The 22449-nt window shown below is 58.5% G+C and carries 18 protein-coding genes and 3 pseudogenes; 7 read left to right on the top strand and 14 right to left on the bottom strand.

The features are described 5' to 3' along the window. The first annotated feature begins 9 nt into the window (after positions 1 to 9). Positions 10 to 2702 (top strand): annotated as a pseudogene (locus U5A08_RS08200) (DEAD/DEAH box helicase). Positions 2703 to 2751: 49 nt separating this feature from the next. On the opposite strand, the gene nagZ reads toward U5A08_RS08200, so the two are convergent. Together nagZ and U5A08_RS08190 are read right to left on the bottom strand one after the other, a co-directional pair. Then, positions 2752 to 3762 (bottom strand): beta-N-acetylhexosaminidase, encoded by a 1011-nt coding sequence (gene nagZ, locus U5A08_RS08195; RefSeq protein WP_321851086.1) that lies wholly within the window; start codon positions 3760 to 3762, stop codon positions 2752 to 2754. Between the two features lie 143 nt (positions 3763 to 3905). Beyond that, entirely contained in the window at positions 3906 to 4613 is a 708-nt protein-coding gene (locus tag U5A08_RS08190) for a TetR/AcrR family transcriptional regulator (protein WP_253394130.1), read from the bottom strand. Between the two features lie 263 nt (positions 4614 to 4876). Here U5A08_RS08190 and lexA point away from each other — a divergent pair, with 263 nt between their 5' ends. Beyond that, positions 4877 to 5485 carry a transcriptional repressor LexA gene (lexA, locus tag U5A08_RS08185; protein WP_003172575.1) on the top strand — a complete coding sequence of 203 codons (609 nt, stop codon included), beginning with the start codon at positions 4877 to 4879 and terminating at the stop codon, positions 5483 to 5485. A 10-nt stretch (positions 5486 to 5495) separates the two neighbouring features. Beyond that, a complete protein-coding gene (gene sulA / locus U5A08_RS08180; RefSeq protein ID WP_253394126.1) occupies positions 5496 to 5969 on the top strand; it encodes an SOS-induced cell division inhibitor SulA in 474 nt (157 codons plus the stop codon). Between the two features lie 117 nt (positions 5970 to 6086). Here sulA and U5A08_RS08175 read toward each other — a convergent pair whose 3' ends face one another. The 6 genes from U5A08_RS08175 to fadB form a co-directional block, all read right to left on the bottom strand. Beyond that, a complete protein-coding gene (locus tag U5A08_RS08175) occupies positions 6087 to 6320 on the bottom strand; it encodes a hypothetical protein (RefSeq protein ID WP_053255041.1) in 234 nt (77 codons plus the stop codon). A 177-nt stretch (positions 6321 to 6497) separates the two neighbouring features. Continuing rightward, positions 6498 to 7019, bottom strand: coding sequence for a DUF6586 family protein (locus U5A08_RS08170; RefSeq protein ID WP_253394124.1), 522 nt, complete (start codon positions 7017 to 7019; stop codon positions 6498 to 6500). A 191-nt stretch (positions 7020 to 7210) separates the two neighbouring features. Next, entirely contained in the window at positions 7211 to 9832 is a 2622-nt protein-coding gene (gene topA, locus U5A08_RS08165; RefSeq protein WP_247402001.1) for a type I DNA topoisomerase, read from the bottom strand. Positions 9833 to 9946: 114 nt separating this feature from the next. Further along, on the bottom strand, positions 9947 to 10183 hold the full coding sequence (locus U5A08_RS08160) for a DUF1653 domain-containing protein (protein WP_010563748.1): 237 nt from the start codon (positions 10181 to 10183) through the stop codon (positions 9947 to 9949). A gap of 97 nt (positions 10184 to 10280) precedes the next feature. Beyond that, complete coding sequence (gene fadA, locus U5A08_RS08155; protein WP_253394122.1) at positions 10281 to 11456, bottom strand: acetyl-CoA C-acyltransferase FadA; 1176 nt, start codon at positions 11454 to 11456, stop codon at positions 10281 to 10283. Between the two features lie 29 nt (positions 11457 to 11485). After that, positions 11486 to 13633 (bottom strand): fatty acid oxidation complex subunit alpha FadB, encoded by a 2148-nt coding sequence (fadB, locus tag U5A08_RS08150; protein ID WP_017848773.1) that lies wholly within the window; start codon positions 13631 to 13633, stop codon positions 11486 to 11488. 17 nt (positions 13634 to 13650) lie between these two features. On the opposite strand from fadB, the gene U5A08_RS08145 reads away from it, so the two are divergent. Next, on the top strand, positions 13651 to 14016 hold the full coding sequence (locus U5A08_RS08145) for a hypothetical protein (protein WP_321851082.1): 366 nt from the start codon (positions 13651 to 13653) through the stop codon (positions 14014 to 14016). A 111-nt stretch (positions 14017 to 14127) separates the two neighbouring features. Here the strand turns inward: U5A08_RS08145 and U5A08_RS08140 are convergent. After that, positions 14128 to 14564 (bottom strand): annotated as a pseudogene (locus tag U5A08_RS08140) (hypothetical protein). Between the two features lie 105 nt (positions 14565 to 14669). On the opposite strand from U5A08_RS08140, the gene U5A08_RS08135 reads away from it, so the two are divergent. Beyond that, entirely contained in the window at positions 14670 to 15107 is a 438-nt protein-coding gene (locus tag U5A08_RS08135; protein WP_253394115.1) for a universal stress protein, read from the top strand. Positions 15108 to 15225: 118 nt separating this feature from the next. Here the strand turns inward: U5A08_RS08135 and U5A08_RS08130 are convergent, their stop codons facing one another. Continuing rightward, complete coding sequence (locus U5A08_RS08130; protein ID WP_253394114.1) at positions 15226 to 17145, bottom strand: ATP-binding cassette domain-containing protein; 1920 nt, start codon at positions 17143 to 17145, stop codon at positions 15226 to 15228. Between the two features lie 213 nt (positions 17146 to 17358). Here U5A08_RS08130 and U5A08_RS08125 point away from each other — a divergent pair. Further along, a pseudogene (locus U5A08_RS08125) lies at positions 17359 to 19285 on the top strand (transglycosylase SLT domain-containing protein). Positions 19286 to 19432: 147 nt separating this feature from the next. Here the strand turns inward: U5A08_RS08125 and U5A08_RS08120 are convergent. The 4 genes from U5A08_RS08120 to U5A08_RS08105 form a co-directional block, all read right to left on the bottom strand. Continuing rightward, the gene (locus U5A08_RS08120) at positions 19433 to 19954 is read right to left on the bottom strand and encodes a hypothetical protein (RefSeq protein WP_321851127.1); all 522 of its coding nucleotides are present in this window, start codon (positions 19952 to 19954) and stop codon (positions 19433 to 19435) included. Continuing rightward, the gene (locus U5A08_RS08115; protein WP_321851125.1) at positions 19951 to 20979 is read right to left on the bottom strand and encodes a hypothetical protein; all 1029 of its coding nucleotides are present in this window, start codon (positions 20977 to 20979) and stop codon (positions 19951 to 19953) included. Before U5A08_RS08115 ends, U5A08_RS08120 begins: the two co-directional genes overlap by 4 nt. A gap of 111 nt (positions 20980 to 21090) precedes the next feature. After that, positions 21091 to 21531, bottom strand: coding sequence for a hypothetical protein (locus U5A08_RS08110; RefSeq protein ID WP_321851123.1), 441 nt, complete (start codon positions 21529 to 21531; stop codon positions 21091 to 21093). A gap of 126 nt (positions 21532 to 21657) precedes the next feature. Beyond that, complete coding sequence (locus U5A08_RS08105; protein ID WP_321851122.1) at positions 21658 to 22074, bottom strand: helix-turn-helix domain-containing protein; 417 nt, start codon at positions 22072 to 22074, stop codon at positions 21658 to 21660. A gap of 101 nt (positions 22075 to 22175) precedes the next feature. Between U5A08_RS08105 and U5A08_RS08100 the strand changes: the two genes are divergently transcribed. Then, on the top strand, positions 22176 to 22424 hold the full coding sequence (locus U5A08_RS08100) for a hypothetical protein (RefSeq protein ID WP_321852193.1): 249 nt from the start codon (positions 22176 to 22178) through the stop codon (positions 22422 to 22424). Positions 22425 to 22449: the final 25 nt, after the last annotated feature.

Below are 22449 nucleotides of genomic sequence, written 5' to 3'. Positions count from 1 at the left end.
TCCAGCGCCATGCCCCTGACGTCGCCGCTGACCAAGCCCTTGGCCCCTTCGTGGGCCAATCGCTTCAAAGAACAAAGCCTGGAGCGCGGGCGGCGCTATGCCCTGGAAAACCGCGTGCGCATCGTCGAGTCGGGCGACAGCACCATCATCGCCAGTTGCGAAGGCTCGGGCAGCAACGTCTACCGGCAGACCATCTCGTTGCGCGAATCGGCCAAGGGCACGCTGATCCTGGTGGACAGCCGCTGTACCTGCCCGGTACACACCAACTGCAAACACATCGCGGCGGTGCTGCTCAAGGTCCAGGAAACCCTGGCCTACCCGGCGGCGGCCCAGGACGCCGAACTGCTGGAAAAACTCCAGGCCGTGCTGGACAACCGCGTGGTGTTGCCGCAAGTGGTGATGGACGATGTGCTGCCCGTGCCGCGCTTGTGGCTGGCGAGTGTCGAGTTCAGCGCGTTCGAGCCGCGCAACGGCAAGATGCAGCGCTATATCCAGCACCGTGCGGCGCTGTCGTTCAATTATCTGGGCAACTACGTCAGCGGGCAAAAGAACGCCGACATCATCGTCCGCCAGGAAACCCAGAGCCTGCGAATCAAGCGGCACCCCGAGCAGGAACAACGCTATCGCGAGCAACTGCGCCTGCTCGGCTTCAAGATCGCCACGCGCCAGAGCAAAGCGCTGCCGGAAAGTGCCGGCGAGCTGTTCGAGATGGTCAATGACAGCGCCTGGCTGAACTTCACCCTCAACGCATCGCCGACACTGCGGGCAGAAGGCTGGGAGTTGCAGATCGACGACGACTTCGGCTTCGACCTGAGCCCGGTGGACGACTGGTATGCCACCGTCGACGAAGGGCCGGAGCGTGACTGGTTCGATCTGGAACTGGGGATCATCGTCAACGGTGAGCGCCTGAGCCTGTTGCCGATCCTGCTCAACCTGATGCGTTCGCACACCGAGATCCTCAACCCGGAAAAACTCGCGCGGCGCCGCGATGACGAACTGATCCTGGTCAACATCCCCGGCCTGCCCAACGGTGGCCATGGCCCGCTGCAAGTGGCGCTGCCCTACGGCCGCTTGAAACCCGTACTGGCCACCCTCGGCGAGTTTTACCTGCAGGAACCCGGCACCACCACGCTGCGCCTGGCCAAAGCCGACGCGATCCGCCTCAACCCGCTGGAAGACCTGCCCCTGCAATGGGAAGGCGGCGAGAAGATCCGCAACTTCGCCCAGCGCCTGCGCGACATCAAGGATTTCACCTGCGTCGCGCCCGAGGGCTTGAACGCGACCTTGCGCCCCTATCAGTTGGAGGGCTTGAGCTGGATGCAGTCACTGCGCCAACTGGATGTGGGCGGCATTCTTGCGGACGACATGGGCCTGGGCAAAACCCTACAGACCCTGGCGCATATTCTCAGCGAAAAGATCGCCGGGCGCCTGGACCGCCCGTGCATGGTGGTGATGCCCACCAGCCTGATTCCCAACTGGCTCGACGAAGCCGCGCACTTCACGCCGCAACTCAAGGTCCTGGCGCTGTATGGCGCCACGCGCAAAAAGCACTTCGCGAACTTGCAGGACTACGACCTGCTGCTGACCACGTATGCGTTGCTGCCCAAAGACATCGAGCAGCTCACCGCCCTGCCCTTGCATGTGCTGATCCTCGACGAAGCGCAGTACATCAAGAACCCTTCGAGCAAGGCGGCCCAGGCGGCGCGTGAGCTCAACGCACGGCAGCGCCTGTGCCTGAGCGGCACGCCGTTGGAAAACCACCTGGGCGAGCTGTGGTCGCTGTTCCACTTCCTGTTGCCGGGCTGGTTGGGCGACGTGAAAAGCTTCAACCGCGACTACCGCGTGCCCATTGAAAAACGCGCCAGCGATGTACGATTGCAGCACCTGAACGGTCGGATCAAACCCTTCCTGCTGCGCCGTACCAAGGAACAGGTGGCGACGGAATTGCCGCCGAAAACCGAGATCATCCACTGGGTCGAGCTCAATGAAGCCCAGCGCGACGTGTACGAAACCATGCGCCTGGCCATGGACAAAAAGTCCGCGACGAGATCACCCGCAAAGGCGTGGCGCGCAGCCAGATCATCATTCTTGAAGCGCTGCTCAAGTTGCGCCAGGTGTGCTGCGACTTGCGCCTGGTCAACGATGCCACCCTACCGGCGCGCGGCAGCAGCTCGGGTAAGCTCGACAGCTTGATGGAGATGCTCGAAGAGCTGTTTGCCGAAGGTCGCCGGATTTTGTTGTTTTCCCAGTTCACCTCGATGCTGAGCTTGATTGAAGTCGAGCTGAAAAAACGCGGCGTCGCCTACGCGCTGCTGACCGGCCAGACCCGCGATCGGCGCACGCCGGTGAAGGACTTCCAGAGCGGCAAGCTGCAGATCTTTCTGATCAGCCTGAAGGCAGGTGGCGTGGGCCTGAACCTGACCGAAGCCGACACCGTGATCCACTATGACCCGTGGTGGAACCCGGCCACGGAAAACCAGGCCACTGACCGTGCGTATCGCATCGGCCAGGAAAAGCCGGTATTCGTGTACAAGATGATTGCGCGGGGCACGGTGGAGGAGAAAATCCAGCACCTGCAGAAGGAAAAGTCCGACCTGGCAGCAGGCGTGCTGGACGGGCGGACCACCGGGGATTGGCAGTTGGGCAACGAGGATATCGAGGCGCTGTTTGCGCCGTTGCCCAATAAGCAAGAAAAGCGCTGACGGTTAGATCGCCTATCGCGGGCCTGCCCGCGATAGGCGCGCCGCCGCCTTAATCGATCAACTGCGCCTCGCGCAGTGCCCTGAGCGCCACCAGCCAACGCGGATCTTGCTTATAGTCCGTCGACGCAATCGCTTGCCCACGCATCCGCGCAATCCGCGCCGATGGCGTGACCTTCATGCGCTGGGCCGCACTCAGCGCCAGTTCGGCAGCCGCCCGATCATTGCACACCAGGCCCATGTCGCAACCTGCCGTCAGTGCGGCTTCAATACGGCTGGCCGCATCCCCGACCACATGGGCACCGGCCATGGACAGGTCGTCGCTGAAAATCACCCCGTCAAACTGCAGCTCGCCGCGCAGGATGTCCTGCAACCAGCGGCGCGAGAAACCGGCAGGCTGGGCGTCGACTTGCGGGTAAATGACGTGTGCCGGCATCACCGCCGCCAATTGCTGACTCAGGCGTGCGAAAGGCACCAAGTCATTGGCGCGAATCTGTTCCAGGCTGCGTTCGTCATTGGGAATCGCAACGTGGGAATCGGCCTCAGCCCAACCGTGCCCCGGGAAATGCTTGCCGGTGGCGGCCATGCCGGCGCTGTTCATGCCGCGGATAAACGCACCGGCAAGCACTGCGGCGCGCTCGGGGTCGCCCTCGAAGGAACGGCTGCCGACCACCGCGCTGCGCTGGTAGTCCAGGTCCAGCACGGGGGCGAAGCTCAGGTCCAGGCCAACGGCCAGGACTTCAGTGGCCATGATCCAGCCACACTGTTCGGCGAGGTATTCGGCATTGGGGTGACCCGCCAGCGCGCGCATGGCCGGCAGACGCACAAAACCCTGGCGCAAGCGCTGCACGCGACCGCCCTCCTGGTCGACCGCCAGCAGCAGGTCCGGGCGCACGGCACGAATCGCCGCGCTCAATTCCCGCACCTGGCGCGGATGCTCGATATTGCGTGCAAAAATGATCAGGCCGCCCACCTCAGGCTGGCGCAACAGGTGGCGATCCTCGGCCGTCAGCCAGGTGCCGGCAACGTCGACCATCAAAGAACCTTGCAGGGCAGCAGTCATAAACCTTCCTTAAATAACGCACACAACCCGTTGCTCTCGCGGCGCGACGGGGGCGGCGAGAACAACGGGTTGCGAGTCAATAGCTGAATTCGGCATGGGCGGCTAGCTTAGCGGATGCCAGCGGCCGCGCACACCCGGGGCGGTCAAACCTTCGCGGGGATTGGCGTGGATTTGCTGCGCGGACGCAATTGGGCGGCGGCCATGGCCTGGTCGGTCACGCCGGTTTCGGCGCGCATGCCCGCAGCGAGGAACGGCACCATCAGGCGCATCACCTGTTCGATGGAGGTGTTGACGCCAAAGTCAGTCTCGGCAATTGCCCGCAACGCTTTGATCCCGGACATGCTGAATGCCGCCGCGCCGAGCATGAAATGTACGCGCCAGAACAATTCGATCGGCGGAATGCGCGGGGCGGCTTCGTTGACCAGCAACATATAGCGGCGGAATACCTTGCCGTACATGTCTTCCAGGTAGCGGCGCAGGTGGCCTTGGCTCTGGCTGAACGCCAGGCCCAACAGGCGCATGAAGATCGACAGGTCGTTGCCGCTGCGGGGCTGCACCACCAGCGCTTGCTCAACGAGGATTTCCAGCAGTTCTTCCAGGCTCGGCTTATGGTCGGCCTTGGCCTGGCGGCGTTCGAGCTCACGGTCGAGACTGGCGCAGAACGGCCCCAGGAAACGCGAGAACACCGCCTGGATCAGGGCTTTTTTTGAGCCGAAATGGTAGTTCACGGCGGCGAGGTTGACCCCGGCCTTGCTGGTGATCAGCCGCAATGAGGTTTCAGCAAATCCTTTTTCCGCGAACAATTGCTCGGCAGCATCGAGAATGCGTTCAACGGTTTCCGACTGGGCCATGGCTACTCCGCCTGACAAACACTTGTTTGAAACATACGTTTCAGGTTGTGTCTTGTCAAGCCTGCGGGTTCGCTTTCCGGCTGGGCAGTCATCTATTTGAAGGCTATTTAATCACATCCTTTCAACTCTGTAGGCAGCGCTGTCTTTGCGTTGTAGGAGGGCTGACGAATGACCGTCCAGCGGACGCGCAAAAAAGGATGATTGCCAAGCGCAGTCCACTGTATATAATCCCAGTCACTGTATAAAAAGACAGAGCGATCAACATGCTAAAACTGACGCCACGCCAAGCTGAGATTCTGGCTTTTATCAAGCGCTGCCTCGACGACAACGGCTACCCGCCGACGCGTGCGGAAATTGCGCTGGAGCTGGGGTTCAAATCCCCCAACGCCGCCGAAGAACACCTCAAGGCCCTCGCTCGCAAAGGCGCGATCGAGATGACCCCGGGCGCTTCGCGGGGCATTCGCATCCCCGGTTTCGAAGCCAAGGCCGACGAATCGACCCTGCCGATCATCGGCCGCGTCGCTGCCGGCGCGCCGATCCTGGCGCAGCAGCACGTCGAGGAATCCTGCAACATCAACCCGACCTTCTTCCATCCTCGCGCCGACTACCTGTTGCGGGTGCATGGCATGAGCATGAAGGACGTGGGCATTTTCGACGGCGACCTGTTGGCTGTCCACACCACTCGCGAAGCCCGTAATGGCCAGATCGTCGTCGCCCGTATCGGCGACGAAGTCACCGTCAAACGCTTCAAGCGCGAAGGCAGCAAGGTCTGGCTCCTGGCCGAGAACCCTGAGTTCGCCCCGATCGAAGTCAACCTGAAAGACCAGGACCTGGTGATCGAAGGCCTGAGCGTCGGCGTCATTCGCCGCTAAAGGAGGCATCATGCAGCTCGTGCACACACCCCAACACACACAACTGTCGCTGTTCGAGGCCTTTATGGCCCAACCCCTTGCGCCCATCCTCAAGGAAACGGTCGAGGCGCCCTGGAGCGCCGAGCCTGAGGCGTTCAGTGAACTGTCGTTGCGCGGTGCGGCCGGGAGCTGCCTGAGCCTGCTGGCGCCGATCCTGCGCGAACTGAGCGAGGAACAGGATGCACGCTGGTTGACGCTGATCGCCCCGCCCGCCAGCCTGACCCAAGCCTGGCTGCGGGACGCCGGTCTCAACCGAGAGCGCATCCTGTTGCTACAACCACGCGGAGCGCAAAGCGCGCAACAGTTGACCTGCGAAGCCCTGCGCCTGGGCCGCAGCCATACAGTGGTGAGCTGGTTGAACCCGCTGAATGCCAACGCCAAGCAGCAGTTGATCAGTGCAGCGCGCACTGGCGATGCACAGAGCTTGAATATTCGTTTGGGGTAAATGCAACAGTCAGACTCGCGGCTAGCTGACCTTGGTCAGTGCCCGCGATCGACGCGAGGCTTCTTCAGGCTGAGAAGCCGATCTGCAACATACAGCCAAAAAAGCGACCAGCGAGACTCAGTGCAGAACCCGTGGACCGTCGTCCTTCTCCGGTTCGCCTTCCGCCAAGCGGCCAGCCATCTGCACACCAACGCTCAACATGGCTTTAGCCACTTCCACGTGCTGGCCTTGCAGGAATGCCTTGGCGTCCTCGGAAAAGTCCAAGATAACCAGAGAACCCTCGTCCTCAGCCCGGCGCAGCTCGATTCGGCCGTCAGGCAATTCAACAATTTCCAGAAAGGACGTCGGCATAAAAGTCTATTCTCCACGAAAGGCCGGGATTATATCAGTCATCTGCCGGGCCTCGCAGAGGATCTGGCGAGGTTTCTTTACGGCTGGATGAATGGTGTCCGTTGGATCACCGCTGCTGCGGTGGGAGCTGGTTTGCCTGCTCCCACATTGCCCAGAGCAATTGGCAGATAACTTAGCTCAGCACTCGTTCAAACCTTCGCGAAAACGCAGCGCCATCTTTTTCAGCTCTTGGCGCCAGCCTTCTAGCTCTTCGCGGCTCAACGGCTTCGGTTCATCCTCTTCCAGCGCCAGCGCCACGATCAACGGCTGGGTCACATCGCCCTTGGGGACATGAGGAACACGTGGCGGCTGGAACATATCGGCATGCGCTTTGAGCAGGCGCGCTACCCAACTGTCGGGGCTTTGCGCCATTTCCACCAGCTCGGCGAGCTCAGGGATCGCCATGGCGTCCAGCACTTCGCGATTCATGATCATTTCCGCACGCGGCGAACCGGCCTGGGGTAAACGGTAGAACCCGGCGATTTCATGACACAACCCCAGCAAGGCACCGTAGAGATGAAACAAGGCCGCCTCACGTCCCGCCTGGACCAGCGCGATGGCGTTCATCTCCTTCCCTGCCTCGGCGCGGCCAAGGGCTTCCAGGGACAAACCCGCAAAGTAAATTTTCTGATTGGTACGGGTATAGAGTTCGTTGGCCATGACGGCAATCTCCACAACGAATAGGCGTGATGCTGGTATGTAGGAGCGGACTTGCCCGCAAAAAAAACCGGGAGCGCCGTGGGGCATCAGGTTTTTCGCGTAATCGTTAACGACCTTCGCGAGCAAGCTCGCTCCTACAGCAAGCAAAAGCCGTCTATGCAGACGGCTTTTAGCGTTATCAGATTAACCGATCAAGCGCCCTGGCGCTTGTCCTCGACCTTCCACTTGCCGCCGTCGTAGAACGCCTTCCAACCAGTAGGTTTACCGTCCACTTCGGACTGAACGTACTGTTCCTTGGTCTTGCGGCTGTAGCGGATCACGGCCGGGCGACCGTCCGGGTCCTTCTTCGGCGCTTCACACAGGAAGTGGTACTTCGGATCGATCTCATCCTTGTGCGGCACGATCTCCAGCACCAACGGCGCACGGGTCTCGCGGTTTTTCGGGAACTGGCTGGCAGCCAGGAACAGCCCCGAAGCGCCATCACGCAGGATGTAGGTGTCGTTGACCTTCTCGCACTTGAGCTCGGGCATCTTCACCGGGTCCATCTTCGGTGGTGCCGCATCACCGCTTTTCAGCAGTTTGCGGGTGTTCTTGCACGTCGGGTTGGTGCAACCGAAGAACTTGCCGAAACGGCCGGTCTTGAGCTGCATCTCGCTGCCGCACTTGTCACATTCCAGGCTCGGGCCTTCGTAGCCCTTGATGCGGTAGCTGCCCTCTTCGATCTCGTAGCCGTCGCAATCCGGGTTGTTACCGCAGATGTGCAACTTGTGCTTCTCGTCCAACAGGTAGGCATCCATCGCCGTGCTGCAGATCGGGCAACGGTGCTTGCCACGCAGGACCAGCGACTCGGATTCACCCTCGTCGTCGGCGGCGATTTCATCGCCCGGCACCAGGTTGACGGTGGCCTTGCAGCGTTCTTTCGGCGGCAGGCTGTAGCCCGAGCAACCGAGGAATACGCCGGTGGACGCGGTACGAATCTGCATCGGCCGGCCGCAGGTCAGGCACGGGATGTCGGTCATCACCGGCTGGTTGGCACGCATGCCGCTGTCCGGGCTTTCGGCCACTTCGAGCTTCTTCTTGAAGTCGCCGTAGAACTCGTCGAGTACGTTCTTCCAGTCGCGCTCGCCGTGGGCCACGTCGTCGAGGTTCTCTTCCATGCCGGCAGTGAAGCCGTAGTCCATCAGGTTGGAGAAACTCTCGGACAGACGCTCGGTGACGATGTCGCCCATCTTTTCCGAATAGAAACGACGGTTGTGCAGCGCCACGTAGCCACGGTCCTGGATGGTGGAAATGATCGCCGCATAGGTCGAAGGACGACCGATACCGCGTTTCTCCATTTCCTTCACAAGGCTGGCTTCCGAATAACGCGCCGGCGGCTTGGTGAAATGCTGGGACGGGTCGAGCTTGATCAGCTTCAACGTGTCGCCCTGGGCCATGTCCGGCAGCACATCGTCGTCGCCTGGCTTGGCGATTTGCGGCATCACGCGAGTGTAGCCGTCGAACTTGAGGATACGGCCTTTGGCACGCAGCTCGAAGTCGCCTGCGCCCACACTGACGGTGGTGGACAGGTATTGCGCCGGCAGCATCTGGCAGGCCAGGAACTGGCGCCAGATGAGCTCGTAGAGACGCTCAGCGTCACGCTCCATGCCGGTCAGCTTACTCGGCTCGGTGTTGGCGTCGGAAGGACGAATCGCTTCGTGAGCCTCTTGGGCGCCTTCTTTGCTGCTGTAGACGTTCGGGTTTTCCGGCAGGTACTTCTTGCCGAACTCGCTTTCAATATACGTGCGCGCCATCGCCACCGCGTCTTGCGACAGGTTGGTGGAGTCGGTACGCATATAGGTGATGTAGCCGGCTTCGTACAGACGCTGGGCCATCATCATGGTTTTCTTCACGCCGAAGCCCAGGCGGTTACTGGCGGCCTGTTGCAGGGTGGACGTGATGAACGGCGCCGACGGCTTGCTGCTGGTCGGTTTGTCTTCGCGCTTGACGATGCTGTAGCTGGAAGACTTGAGCTTCTCCAGCGCAGCCATGGCCTGGGTTTCGTTCAGCGGCTTGAAGGCCTCGCCTTTCTCACGGGCCACTTCGAAACGCACGTTATTGCCCTTGGCGGTACCGAGGTCCGCGTGGACTTCCCAATACTCTTCGGGGTTGAACGCACGAATTTCACGTTCACGCTCTACCACCAGCTTGACCGCTACCGATTGCACACGGCCGGCGGACAGGCCACGGGCAATTTTGGCCCACAGCAGTGGCGAAACCATGTAACCCACGACGCGGTCGAGGAAACGCCGGGCCTGCTGGGCGTTGACACGGTCGATATCCAGTTCGCCCGGCTTGGAGAAGGCTTCCTGGATGGCTTTCTTGGTGATTTCGTTGAACACCACACGCTTGTAGCGGCTGTCATCGCCGCCGATGGCTTCCCGCAGGTGCCAGGCAATGGCTTCCCCTTCGCGGTCCAAGTCCGTTGCGAGATAGATGGTGTCGGCATCTTTGGCGAGCCGGCGCAGCTCTTCGATGACCTTTTCCTTGCCCGGAAGGATTTCGTACTTGGCCTTCCAGCCATGTTCCGGGTCCACACCCATGCGCGAGACCAGTTGCTTGCGCGCTTTCTCTTTAGGCGTGAGTACCGGACCTTCGCCCGCAGCCGCCTTGCCGCGCTTGGCGGCTGGCTCCTTGCTGGCGCTAGCCGAACCGCTGGTGGGCAGGTCTCGGATATGGCCGATACTCGACTTCACCACGTACTCGTTGCCCAAGTACTTGTTGATGGTCTTGGCCTTAGCCGGGGATTCCACAATGACCAGCGATTTGCCCATGGATCGGAAAATTCCTGAATTCGAGAAGTGAAAGGCAGTTGGCGCCTGACGCGGCAACGCTATATATAGTGGCAACCGGGTGAGGTCAAGCGCAGCATTCTGCGCGGCCTGCCGTTATTGCCCTGAAAAAAGACTGGGTTCGGCCTGTACCAAAGCAAAGCGCGGGACCTGTTCGCCGTCAACTTCGACGGATTCGAGGAACATGCTCAAAGGGCGCACCCAAAAGCCGTAATCGCCATACAGTGCTTGGTAGAACACCACTTCTTCTTCGGTCTCGGAGTGCCGCGCCACATTAAAAACGCGGTACTGCGGACCTTTATAATGTTGGTAGAGCCCTGGTTCGACTTTCATGCTCTGGCCGCCTTACAAAATTTGTTAAAAAAAAATAATAAACCTACCGAAAAACAAAAACCGGGGCACTGGGCCCCGGCTTCCGTCAACCAAACGCTTAGAGGCGTTCGAAGACGGTGGAAATGCCTTGGCCGAGACCAATGCACATGGTTGCAACCCCAAGGTTGCCGCCATTTTGCTTCATCACGTTGAGCAAAGTGCCGGAGATACGCGCACCGGAGCAACCGAACGGGTGGCCCAGGGCAATCGCGCCGCCGTGCAGGTTAACCTTCTCGTTCATCTTGTCGAGCACTTTCAAATCTTTCAGCACTGGCAGGGCCTGTGCGGCGAACGCTTCGTTGAGCTCGAAGAAGTCGATATCGGCGATAGTCAGACCTGCGCGCTTCAAGGCTTTTTGTGTAGCCGGTACTGGACCATAGCCCATGATCGCCGGGTCCACACCCGCAACGGCCATCGAACGAATCACGGCCATTGGCTGGATACCCAGGTCCTGGGCACGCTGCGCCGACATCACGATCATGCACGAGGCACCGTCGGTGATTTGCGACGAAGTACCGGCTGTCACGGTGCCGCCCTTGGGATTGAACGCCGGTTTCAAGGCGGCCAGGCTTTCCAGGGTGGTGTCCGGACGAATGGTTTCGTCGTAGTCGAACAGTTTCAGGAAACCGTTCTCGTCGTAGCCGTTCATCGGGATGATTTCATCCTTGAACTTGCCTTCCACGGTCGCCTTGTGGGCGAGTTGGTGGGAGCGCACGCCGAACGCGTCCTGGGCTTCACGGGTAATGCCGTGCATCTTGCCGAGCATTTCTGCGGTGAGGCCCATCATGCCCGAGGCTTTTGCCGCGTACAGCGACATGTGCGGGTTAGGGTCGACGCCGTGCATCATGCTGACGTGGCCCATGTGCTCCACGCCACCGATCACGAATACATCACCGTTGCCGGTCATGATCGCCTGGGCGGCCGTGTGCAGTGCGCTCATCGACGAGCCACACAGGCGGCTGACGGTCTGGGCGGCCGCAGTGTGCGGGATCTGGGTCAGCAACGAGGCCATGCGGGCGATGTTCCAGCCCTGCTCCAGGGTCTGGTTGACACAGCCCCAGATCACGTCTTCGACTTCGTTCGGGTCGACCTTGACGTTACGCTCCAGCAATTTGCTGATCAGGTGCGCCGACATGTCTTCGGCGCGGGTGTTGCGGTGCATGCCGCCCTTGGAGCGGCCCATCGGCGTGCGACCGAAGTCGACAATCACGACGTCTCTTGGATTCAAGCTCATAAATATTCTCGCTCAAGTGTATGGGACGCTTAACCGAAGAAGCTCTGGCCATTCTTGGCCATCTCACGCAGCTTCGCGGTCGGGTGGTACAGCGGGCCCAAATCAGCGTATTGATCAGCCAGGGCAACGAACTCGGCCACACCGATCGAGTCGATGTAACGCAGCGCACCGCCACGGAATGGAGGGAAACCAATACCGTACACCAGGCCCATGTCGGCTTCGGCGGCGGTTTCAACGATGCCGTCTTCCAGGCAACGCACGGTTTCCAGGCACAGGGCGATCATCATCCAGTTGATGATGTCCTCGTCGGACACCTCACGCTGCTCGTAGATGACCGGCGCGAGTACTTCGTGAACCGACGGGTCGGCCACTTTCTTCTGCTTGCCCTTCTTGTCGGTCTCGTAGGCGTAGAAACCCTTGCCGTTTTTCTGGCCCAGGCGCTTGGCCTCGTAGAGCGCGTCGATCGCCGAACGGCGGTCGTCTTTCATGCGGTCCGGGAAGCCTTCAGCCATCACGTCGCGGCCATGGTGGCCGGTGTCGATGCCGACCACGTCCATCAGGTACGCCGGGCCCATGGGCCAGCCGAATTTTTCCATGACCTTGTCGATACGCACAAAGTCCACACCGGCGCTGACCAGCTTGGCGAAACCGCCGAAGTACGGGAACAGCACGCGGTTGACCAAGAAGCCCGGGCAGTCGTTGACCACGATCGGGTTCTTGCCCATTTTCTTGGCGTAGGCAACGGTGGTGGCGACGGCCAGCTCGCTGGACTTCTCGCCACGGATCACTTCCACCAGCGGCATCATGTGTACCGGGTTGAAGAAGTGCATGCCGACGAAGTTTTCCGGACGCTTGAGGGCCTTGGCCAGCAGCGTGATGGAAATGGTCGAGGTGTTGGACGCCAGGATAGTGTCGTCTTTGACCTGGGCTTCCACTTCAGCCAGCACCGCTTGCTTGACCTTCGGGTTTTCGACAACCGCTTCGACCACCAGGTCGACGTGGCCGAAATCGCCGTAGGACAGCGTAGGACGAATGCCGTTAAGCACTTCAGCCATTTTCGCAGCGGTCATACGACCTTTATCAACGCGACCCACCAGCAGCTTGGCCGCTTCCGCCAGGCCTTGCTCGATGCCGTGCTCGTTGATGTCTTTCATCAGGATCGGCGTGCCTTTGGACGCCGACTGATAGGCAATACCGCCGCCCATGATACCGGCGCCAAGTACGGCGGCCTGTTTCACGTCTTTGGCGACTTCATCGTAGGCCTTGGCCTTTTTCTTCAGTTCCTGATCGTTCAGGAACAAGCCAATCAGGCTCCGGGCAGCAGAGGTCTTGGCCAGTTTGACGAAACCCGCCGCTTCCACTTCCAGGGCTTTGTCGCGACCGAAGTTCGCGGCTTTCTGGATGGTCTTGATCGCTTCAACCGGCGCCGGGTAGTTCGGGCCGGCCTGGCCTGCCACGAAACCTTTGGCGGTTTCGAACGCCATCATTTGTTCGATGGCGTTGAGCTTGAGTTTTTCCAGCTTCGGCTGACGCTTGGCCTTGTAGTCAAATTCGCCGCTGATGGCGCCCTTGATCAGGTTCAGTGCCGCTTCGGCGAGTTTGTCCGGAGCAACCACGGCATCGACAGCACCGACTTTCAGCGCGTCTTCAGCCTTGTTTTCCTTACCGGCGGCGATCCACTCGATGGCGTTATCGGCACCGATGATGCGCGGCAGGCGCACGGTGCCGCCAAAGCCTGGGTAGATGCCCAACTTGACTTCCGGCAGGCCGATTTTCGCAGTGGCCGACATGACGCGGAAATCCGCGGCCAGGCACATTTCCAGGCCGCCGCCCAGCGCGATGCCGTTGATCGCGGCAACGGTCGGCACGTTGAGGTCTTCGAAATCGCTGAAAATCTTGTTGGCTTCGAGGTTGCCAGCCACCAGCTCGGCATCGGGCAGCTTGAAGCTCTCGACGAATTCGGTGATGTCGGCGCCGACGATAAACACGTCCTTGCCGCTGGAGACGATCACGCCCTTGACCGAAGCATCTGCTTTGATGGCGTCTACGGCCTGACGCAGTTCGTTCAGGGTTAGACGGTTGAACTTGTTGACGGACTCACCCTTGAGGTCGAATTTCAGTTCGACGATGCCACTTTCAAGAGCCTTAACCGTGATGGCTTTACCTTCGTAAATCATCAACTGATCTCCACGATATGGAAGCTGAACAGTACACATTGGACGCTGGCCTCTGGATGGACATTGAAAATTTCGTCAATGCTCACCCCAATGCGCCAGGCACACCCGCCAATGCGATAGTCGGGATTCTGTATGAGACATCTGACAGACAAACGCTCAATTCATACGCCCGTTTGATTTGGGTACGCCACCTTCATCCAATTCCGGGCAATTGTCAATCGCTCGAAAGCGCTAGGAAAAACGCGACTTTCCAGTCATTTCAGAACCTCAACCGGCGGCCCACGCTTCGCCAATATTCGATTATTCACAAAATCAATAATGAACACGATGTTGAAAAAGGCTGTACAGATCCGGATATCCGGCTAGGCTTGCGGCAACCATGACAGAATAGTCAAAACGCCTGGATGAATACCCGGCGTGGAACACACAGAGTTACCGGCCTGCCTGGCCAACCCCGCCCGATGATGATGTCGGGCTTTTTTATTGCCTGGCGTTCAGGCCAGGGCCTTGAGCAACGTATCAATGGCCTGCAGATCACTCACCTCGCCCTTCTCGCCCCAGCACAATGCGATCATTTGCCGGTCCGCCTCGACTTTGTAGACGTTGGCCGGCAGCGTCGCAAAATGCGCCAACAACGTCTCATCCACGCACGGTTCCTGCCATTGATTGACCCACACCCCAGGCTCCAACTGCCAGTAACTCCATAGCGCAGGAACCTTGCCGCGCCGTGGCCGGTGGTATTGCGCACACGGGCTCGGCGGCTCCTGCTTGAGCCAGTGCGGCCACTCCTGAGGCGACAGTTGCATCGCCAGGCCCATACGGCGCGCCTCCATGCGCAGGGCCATGCGCCCGCTCTGATGACGCGACGGGCGCAGCCATGCCAGGGGCTCAAAACCACCGCGAGGATTGACACCACTATCCAGACCGTCATATGTGTACTCCCGAATTTCTAGATGAGCGGATTTGACCTGACGCAACCCCATCCGCCTGAAAGCAGCCATACTGAACTTATTGCAGTCCCCTGGAGGAACGCCCCATGTCATACGAACATATTCTGGTCGCCGTCGACCTGACCGAAGAGTGCGATCCAGTGATCAAGCGCGCCGTGGATCTGGCTGGCGACACGGCCAAGCTGTCCCTGGTGCATATCGTCGAACCGATGGCCATGGCCTTTGGCGGCGACGTGCCGATGGACCTGTCTCAATTGCAACAGCAGCAATTCGATCAAGCCAAGGAACGCCTTGAGCGCCTGATCGCCAAGTACCCGACCCTGAAAAAAGATCAGAGCCACCTGACCTATGGTCAGCCGCGCCAGGAAATCCATCACCTGGCCAAAGAACAGGGCTGCGACCTGATCGTGGTCGGCAGCCATGGCCGTCACGGGCTGGCACTGCTGCTGGGTTCCACCGCCAATGACGTACTGCACGGCGCACCGTGCGATGTGCTGGCGGTGAAGCTGGTAAAAAGCTCGTAAGACCGATGGAGATCCAATGTGGGAGGGGGCTTGCTTGCTCCCACATTTGAACTCATCTCCTATAAAAAACCCGGTGTTCATCAGATGAACACCGGGTTTTTTAATGCATTGGAATCAATCAGGCATCCAGCTCGGCCCAACGCTCAACCAACCCTTCCAGCTCCTGGTTCAATGTTTCCAGGGACGCGATGACCTTGGCAGTTTCCGCCGCCGGACGCAGGTAAAAACCCGCGTCAGCCATTTCCGCTTCGACCGCGGCGATCTGCTGCTCCTTGGCGTCGATTTCACCCGGCAGGGCTTCCAGCTCACGCTGCAGCTTGTAGCTGAGTTTCTTCTTCGCGGCAGGCGCGGCTTCCGCAGCCGGTGCAGCGGCGGCCACAGGGGCCACGACGGCGGAGCTCAAGTCGGCCTTGCCGGACTTGCTCTCGGTCACGCCCAACAGGCGCGGCGAGCCGCCCTGGCGCAGCCAGTCCTGGTAACCACCGACGTACTCGCGCACCTTGCCTTCACCTTCGAAGACCAGGGTGCTGGTGACCACGTTGTCGAGGAATGCCCGGTCGTGGCTGACCATCAGTACGGTGCCGTTGAAGGTCAGCAGGACCTCTTCCAGCAGCTCGAGGGTTTCCACGTCGAGGTCGTTGGTCGGTTCGTCGAGGACCAGCAAGTTGGCCGGCTTGCTGAACAGCTTGGCCAGCAGCAAGCGCGCGCGCTCACCACCGGACAAGGCCTTGACCGGCGTTCGGGCGCGCTGCGGGCTGAACAGGAAGTCGCCCAGGTAGCTCAGTACATGGCGGCTCTGGCCGTCGATATCGATAAAGTCGCGGCCTTCGGCGACGTTGTCGATCACGGTTTTTTCCAGGTCCAACTGGTGACGCAACTGGTCGAAGTAGGCCACGTCGATGCGCGTACCCTCTTCCACTTTACCGCTGGTCGGCTGCAGGCCGCTGAGCATCAGCTTGAGCAACGTGGTCTTGCCGGTGCCGTTGGCGCCGAGCAGGCCGATGCGGTCGCCGCGCTGCAGGACCATGGAGAAGTCCTTGATCAGGAACGGACCGTCCGGGTGATGGAAGCTGACGTTATCCAGCACCATCACCTGTTTGCCGGACTTATCGGCGGTTTCCAGCATGATGTTGGCCTTGCCGGTGCGCTCGCGACGCTCACCGCGCTCAACGCGCAGGGCTTTGAGTGCGCGTACACGGCCTTCGTTACGGGTGCGGCGCGCCTTGATGCCCTGGCGAATCCACACTTCTTCCTGGGCCAGACGCTTGTCGAACAAAGCGTTGGCGGTATCTTCGGCGGCCAGGGTGGCCTCCTTGTGGACCAGGAAGCTGGCGTAGTCGCCGTTCCAGTCGATCAGGCCACCACGGTCCAGTTCAAGGATGCGTGTCGCCAGGTTCTGCAGGAAGGATCGGTCGTGCGTGATGAACAGCACGGCACCCTGGAAATCCTTGAGGGCTTCTTCGAGCCAGGCAATCGCACCGATGTCCAAGTGGTTGGTCGGTTCGTCGAGCAGCAGCAGGTCCGGCTCGGACACCAGGGCCTGGGCCAGCAGCACGCGACGACGCCAGCCACCGGACAATTCGGCGAGGGTCTTGTCGGCCGGCAGTTGCAGGCGGCTCAGGGTGCTGTCCACCAACTGCTGCAGGCGCCAGCCGTCACGGGCTTCGAGGTCTTGCTGGACGTGCATCAGCTTGTCCAGATCTTCTTCGGTGACGCAGTTCTGCGCCAGGTGATGGTACTGGGCGAGCAACGCGCCAACGCCGTCGAGGCCTTCGGCGACCACGTCGAACACTGTCCGTCCGTCGGCAACCGGCAATTCCTGCGGCAATTCACCAATCTTGAGGCCGGGGGCACGCCAAACAGAGCCTTCATCGGGCTTCTGGTCGCCCTTTACCAGCTTCATCATGCTGGATTTACCGGTGCCGTTGCGGCCGATGATGCACACCCGCTCACCACGGGCGATCTGCCAGGACACCTTGTCCAACAACGGCATAGCGCCGAAAGCAAGGGACACATCGCTGAATTTGAGCAGGGTCATACGCTTCTCCAAAAACTGGGCGCGCATTCTACCTGAGTTGAGGGTGGGATGCGGTCGGCATTTTCGCTACTGACGCGTTCTGTAGGACAATTTCGGCGAACTTGAACGAACCGGTCAGCAAAGCTTTCACCGGCCGCTGGCAAAAGGCTAAGCTAGAGGCAATGAGTGTCGGCGATGCCGGCGCTAGTCGTGATTTCTCTGCACGGACGTCTCATGCGCAGTCGCCTTTTCAACTTTTTATCTTGTCTGCTTCTTACCGCCACTGCCGCTCAATCCGCCCTGGCCGTGGACATCACTACCCAACGTCAATATTACGATGAGGCCAAACGCGCCCTGGCCAAAGGCGATACCGGGCCGTACATGCAATACAGCCAGGCCCTGGCCGATTATCCGCTGACGCCGTACCTGGCCTACGACGAGTTGACCGCCCGCCTGAAGACCGCCAGCAACGAGGAAATCGAACAATTCCTCGCTAAAAACGGCGACCTGCCCCAAGCCAACTGGATGAAGCTGCGTTGGTTGCGCTGGCTGGCCGACCGTGGCGACTGGCAGACCTTTGAAAAGTACTACGACCCCAAGCTCAACTTCGTCGAGCTCGATTGCCTGCATGGCCAGTTCCAGCTCACGCACAATCTGAAGGCCGAAGGCTACAAGACCGCCGAGAAACTCTGGCTGACTGGCAAATCCCAACCGGCGGCCTGTGATGCCACCTTTGCGCAGTGGGCCTCAGATGGCCAACTCACAGAGCAGAAAATCTGGGACCGCGCCAAGCTCGCCGCCGAAGCCCGCAACTACGCGCTGGCCAACAGCCTGGTGAAAAGCCTGCCGACCCTCGGCGCCCAAGGCCGCCTGATGGTGGACGTGGCGCAAAAGCCCGAGATGCTCAGCGACCCGTCGCGCTTCCTGCCGGCCACCGAGGCGATGTCTGACGCCGTGGGCCTGGGCCTGCGCCGTCTGGCGCGCCAGGACCCGGACAAGGCCATGGCCATGCTCGACGGCTACGCCACCAGCATGCACTTCTCCCGTGACGAAAAAGTGGCGATTGCCCGCGAGATTGGCCTGACCCTGGCCAAGCGCTTTGACCCACGCGCCCTTGAGGTGATGACCAAGTACGACCCCGAACTGCGCGACAACACCGTGTCCGAATGGCGCCTGCGCCTGCTGTTGCGCCTGGCTCGCTGGGAAGACGCCTACCAACTCACGCGCAAACTCCCACAAGACTTGGCCACCACCAACCGCTGGCGCTACTGGCAGGCCCGCAGCCTTGAATTGGCCGAGCCGAAAAACCCGCAAGCCCTGGTGCTGTACAAGAACCTGTCGCGGGAGCGGGATTTCTACGGTTTCCTCGCCGCCGACCGCTCCAGAGCCCCGTACCAGTTGATCAACAAGCCGCTGCTGATGAGCCAGGCGCTGATCAACAAAGTGCGCAACACCCGGCGTGCGCCGCGCCCTGGAGTTCTATGCGCGTGGCCAGGTGGTCGATGGCCGCCGCGAGTGGTACCACGTCAGCCGTCACTTCAACCGCGACGAAATGGTCGCCCAGGCCAGGTTGGCCTACGACATGAAGTGGTACTTCCCGGCGATCCGTACCATCAGCCAGGCGCAGTACTGGGATGACCTCGACATCCGCTTCCCGATGGCCCACCGCGACACCCTGGTGCGCGAAGCCAAGGTACGCGGCCTGCATTCGAGCTGGGTGTTCGCCATCACCCGCCAGGAAAGCGCGTTCATGGACGACGCCCGCTCCGGCGTCGGCGCCAGCGGCCTGATGCAACTGATGCCCGGCACTGCCAAAGACACTGCGCGCAAGTTCAGCATCCCGCTGGCCTCCCCGGCCCAGGTGCTCGACCCGGACAAAAACATCCAGCTCGGTGCGGCTTACCTGAGCCAGGTGCATAGCCAATTCAACGGCAACCGCGTCCTCGCTTCCGCCGCCTACAACGCCGGCCCCGGCCGCGTGCGCCAGTGGCTGCGCGGTGCCGATCACCTGAGTTTCGACGTGTGGGTGGAAAGCATCCCGTTCGACGAAACCCGCCAGTACGTGCAGAACGTGCTGTCTTATTCGGTGATCTACGGGCAGAAGCTCAATTCGCCACAGCCGTTGGTGGACTGGCATGAGCGGTATTTCGATGATCAATAAAGCCTGACGCACACACAAAAATGCCCGCATCGAAGGGCAGGGCATGTTTTATGCGCGGTGATTTCAGGCAGCCTGTTCCTCCGACGCCATCGCTGAACTGCAACGCCGGGAATTTAGAAGGTTAAGTAAATTTAAAGCATAAAACACTTACTCTTTTGAACTCTGCTTCGAATATCCTTCAAGTAGCCTTTTGCGCTCATCCTCTCTATCGGTCATAGTCTTTATGACATCAGCCGGCACCAAGGTTAGAACAATAGTCCAAAGTTGCCACAGTGTTAAAGCCACAAGCGCGCCATATGAAAGTCCGCGCAGCAAGTCTTTATACTCTAAAGCGAATGGAAATATTTTTATCAGCGGCGCCACCACACCTATAACTAAAATAATGCACAAAATTGCGGTTGAATGAACGACAGGAGAGAACAACCTACTCAATCCAGTTTGGCTACCTTCACCTGACGCCTTTTCGTCTACAAATGATAACTTTAGCCTTTCTGGATAGACTATCGCAATCCACGCACCAACAACCGCAAAAATAATAGACGCAGTGGTACGCAGAGCCTCAAAAAGAGGCCACTGCTTTTCGAAAGGAACTTCCCTTCCCAGCCAGCAAGACACCCCAACAAAAGAAACTGAGGTTATCCAAGCCACAACCTTTAGCAACTTTCTCATAGTAACATTTTAAGTATTGCTGCTTTACGCTTATCTAGTGCAGCCAACAAAGAGTCCGTATTAAACACCTCATCATTATCCTTCTCAACATCCAATTCAAATTCTCCTCTAGCTGTAGCGTGACTTAACCAGTGAGTTTTCGGATCACCTTTTATTTTAAACCCATAATCGTCCCATTGTCTTTCGGTATTTTCTTTGTACTCATCAATAATTCCGCTCATATCACTTTCGGTTATATGAGTACCAATCTCATATTGCAAATTAATAAAATCAGCCGGCTTTTTTTCTGGTTCCGAAATTTTCGTCCAGCGCAGAACCTGCTGCCAGACCTTAAGATCATCTTTACGATTAAGCTGAAGTCTAGTTTTGCGAATAGCACGAGATATTTTTTCGACATTTTTGAGTAAAAAATCAAACTCTCCCGATTTACGGTACAAGCCCGTCTGAAATTTCGGGTAAAGCTTTTGCGGCCTATCCTTTTCGCTTTCCCTATAGCCAAGCAATTCAATATCAGCCCCAGCACTAGCATTTTTTGCATGCACTACAAATTTCGAAAAAAGCTCCATATAAGACTTAATGTATTGCTGAAAAGCCGGCTGACCGGTAATAAGATGCTGGAAGCCAATACTTGCAAAAACATTTTTATCAGGCACCACCCAGAAATACGTTGCAAAACCAGGAATACTTCCCTTCTGGATTTTGTTAGCAATTACTGTAGGATGACCAACACTGGAACTCCCCACGACAGAATGAACGCTTCCTTCTGACGCGGGAGTCTCATTCCATATTTTAACAAGCCAATTACCGTTCTTCTTTTTTATATCCAAAATATATGCAGGGCACAACTCAGTAAACTCGGACTGCTGATAAGTCTTAGTTTGACTTAACGGCTTATCCTTACTCCAACCCCCAAGATCTTGCAGAATTTCCTCTATGCTTCCAAATTCAGAATCTGCGCCACGCCAAGTATAATACCCACACTTCGATATATCATAAATTCCGACTCTAGCCTTTTGCACCGGCATACTAACGCTCCCCAAACCCCAAAATTTTAAACCACCAAAAACATTGCAAATCAGTTAAAACCCATCAATCTCAAAAATACCAGACGCTTTGAGAGATCAAGCGCTTACAAATCACTTAAATGTCAGCAAACAAGTACTCATAACACAAGCCCCACTTAAAGAAAGACCATTCGCAAAAGTGCGGCTTTTATAAATCGCCCCATCCATAACCCTTTCAACTTCGACACCGCTCCCCTGCGTCAATGCAATCACCGCCCTTTGCGCGAGCTGCGCAGCATATTGGCTACGTGAAACATTCTGAGGCTCCCTTGAACCATTCCATGCGACATTGATTCGGTCGCACTTGAACTCAAGTTTCATCGCAAAGATCTCGTCGCCAAATGTATATCGAGTTGCTATGCAGCCTGGCGCGTCTTCTTCGTGGGCCTTTTTGAGTACTGGATCACCGACGGCATTAACAAGGAGGCCCTCGTCTATCTGGCGGATATCAGCAGACGCGATCGAAATTAACGTAATGAACAGACAGACAAAGGCCGATATTGCTTTGAACATGGACCACATCCTTATGTTGATTCAAGACAGCGCCGGTCGGCGGGCCTGTTAGCTCTGTTTGTCGAGCTTTAGCGGCGACGATCATCAGCGTCCCTGCGCAATTGATACGTTCTTAATAGGTACAGATTATGCTGGCCGTTTGGTATCAGCAAGGGCTTCCGTCAAATCCTTTAGGCGCTGCTCTATGTCCCTTATGCGTTTCTTTTCTTCAGCAGCGCTCTGTATCTCCCGCCTATCGGTCTCTTCTAATGAACGGAATAGCGCCAGGATTGCGTCCTCTTGCGGGCTAATAGGAGGCGATACGGCCGGCACCACTGACATACCTCGCAACATTGCCCCCTCCCCCGTGAGCAACCAATCCAGAGAAACGCCTTCAGCCTCGCTCACGTTTACGCATAACGCATAAGGAATGGATTGCCGGCTGCGCCAACTCCCCAGCGTCTGTCGATTCACGTCCAGCTTACGTGCCAACTCACTGTCGCTATCAACGGCAAAGACCGTCATCAAGCGGTCAAGCACGGCGTCCAAAGACTTTTTCTGCATTTTGAGTAAATACCGCTTGATTTATTTAAATAGAATAAATAGGCTTATGCGCAATGAGTACATCTTAACCAACTAGGAACACATCAACCATGAGCCAAGCCATGGAAAAGCGCCACATCCAAGCACGGCTGATTGAGCGCGGCAGCAACTTCCGTCAGTTCGCCCTGAGCCACGGCTATGAGGTCCGCACGGTGACGCAAGTGGTTCAGCGCTGGGCAGGGCACGACAAGCTGCCCCGTGGCCGGTTGACGTTCCAAATCCTGCGCGACCTTTCTCGGGCAATCGGCAAGGAAGTGCTGCCGGGAATCCTTGCGGAAAGCGCCGAGCAAATCACAGCACAGGCTGTATGAAATGACTGTAGGGGCGATGACTCCA

The sequence above is a fragment of the Pseudomonas paraveronii genome (assembly GCF_963681955.1).
GTDB classification, from domain to species: Bacteria; Pseudomonadota; Gammaproteobacteria; order Pseudomonadales; family Pseudomonadaceae; genus Aquipseudomonas; species Aquipseudomonas paraveronii.
Note: the sequence above shows the minus strand (reverse complement) of the source record. Positions and strands in the feature narration are given on the sequence as shown.

Excerpts from the sequence above, each read along its gene's own strand:
- U5A08_RS08105 (WP_321851122.1), bottom strand. The coding sequence starts at position 22,074 with ATGCAGAAAAAGTCTTTGGACGCCGTGCTTGACCGCTTGATGACGGTC.
- fadA (WP_253394122.1), bottom strand. The coding sequence starts at position 11,456 with ATGAGCTTGAATCCAAGAGACGTCGTGATTGTCGACTTCGGTCGCACG.
- U5A08_RS08120 (WP_321851127.1), bottom strand. The coding sequence starts at position 19,954 with ATGAGAAAGTTGCTAAAGGTTGTGGCTTGGATAACCTCAGTTTCTTTT.
- U5A08_RS08170 (WP_253394124.1), bottom strand. The coding sequence starts at position 7,019 with ATGGCCAACGAACTCTATACCCGTACCAATCAGAAAATTTACTTTGCG.
- U5A08_RS08190 (WP_253394130.1), bottom strand. The coding sequence starts at position 4,613 with ATGGCCCAGTCGGAAACCGTTGAACGCATTCTCGATGCTGCCGAGCAA.
- U5A08_RS08110 (WP_321851123.1), bottom strand. The coding sequence starts at position 21,531 with ATGTTCAAAGCAATATCGGCCTTTGTCTGTCTGTTCATTACGTTAATT.
- U5A08_RS08100 (WP_321852193.1), top strand. The coding sequence starts at position 22,176 with ATGGAAAAGCGCCACATCCAAGCACGGCTGATTGAGCGCGGCAGCAAC.
- U5A08_RS08135 (WP_253394115.1), top strand. The coding sequence starts at position 14,670 with ATGTCATACGAACATATTCTGGTCGCCGTCGACCTGACCGAAGAGTGC.
- U5A08_RS08160 (WP_010563748.1), bottom strand. The coding sequence starts at position 10,183 with ATGAAAGTCGAACCAGGGCTCTACCAACATTATAAAGGTCCGCAGTAC.
- U5A08_RS08130 (WP_253394114.1), bottom strand. The coding sequence starts at position 17,145 with ATGACCCTGCTCAAATTCAGCGATGTGTCCCTTGCTTTCGGCGCTATG.
- U5A08_RS08175 (WP_053255041.1), bottom strand. The coding sequence starts at position 6,320 with ATGCCGACGTCCTTTCTGGAAATTGTTGAATTGCCTGACGGCCGAATC.
- U5A08_RS08115 (WP_321851125.1), bottom strand. The coding sequence starts at position 20,979 with ATGCCGGTGCAAAAGGCTAGAGTCGGAATTTATGATATATCGAAGTGT.
- lexA (WP_003172575.1), top strand. The coding sequence starts at position 4,877 with ATGCTAAAACTGACGCCACGCCAAGCTGAGATTCTGGCTTTTATCAAG.
- fadB (WP_017848773.1), bottom strand. The coding sequence starts at position 13,633 with ATGATTTACGAAGGTAAAGCCATCACGGTTAAGGCTCTTGAAAGTGGC.
- U5A08_RS08145 (WP_321851082.1), top strand. The coding sequence starts at position 13,651 with ATGGAAGCTGAACAGTACACATTGGACGCTGGCCTCTGGATGGACATT.
- nagZ (WP_321851086.1), bottom strand. The coding sequence starts at position 3,762 with ATGACTGCTGCCCTGCAAGGTTCTTTGATGGTCGACGTTGCCGGCACC.
- sulA (WP_253394126.1), top strand. The coding sequence starts at position 5,496 with ATGCAGCTCGTGCACACACCCCAACACACACAACTGTCGCTGTTCGAG.
- topA (WP_247402001.1), bottom strand. The coding sequence starts at position 9,832 with ATGGGCAAATCGCTGGTCATTGTGGAATCCCCGGCTAAGGCCAAGACC.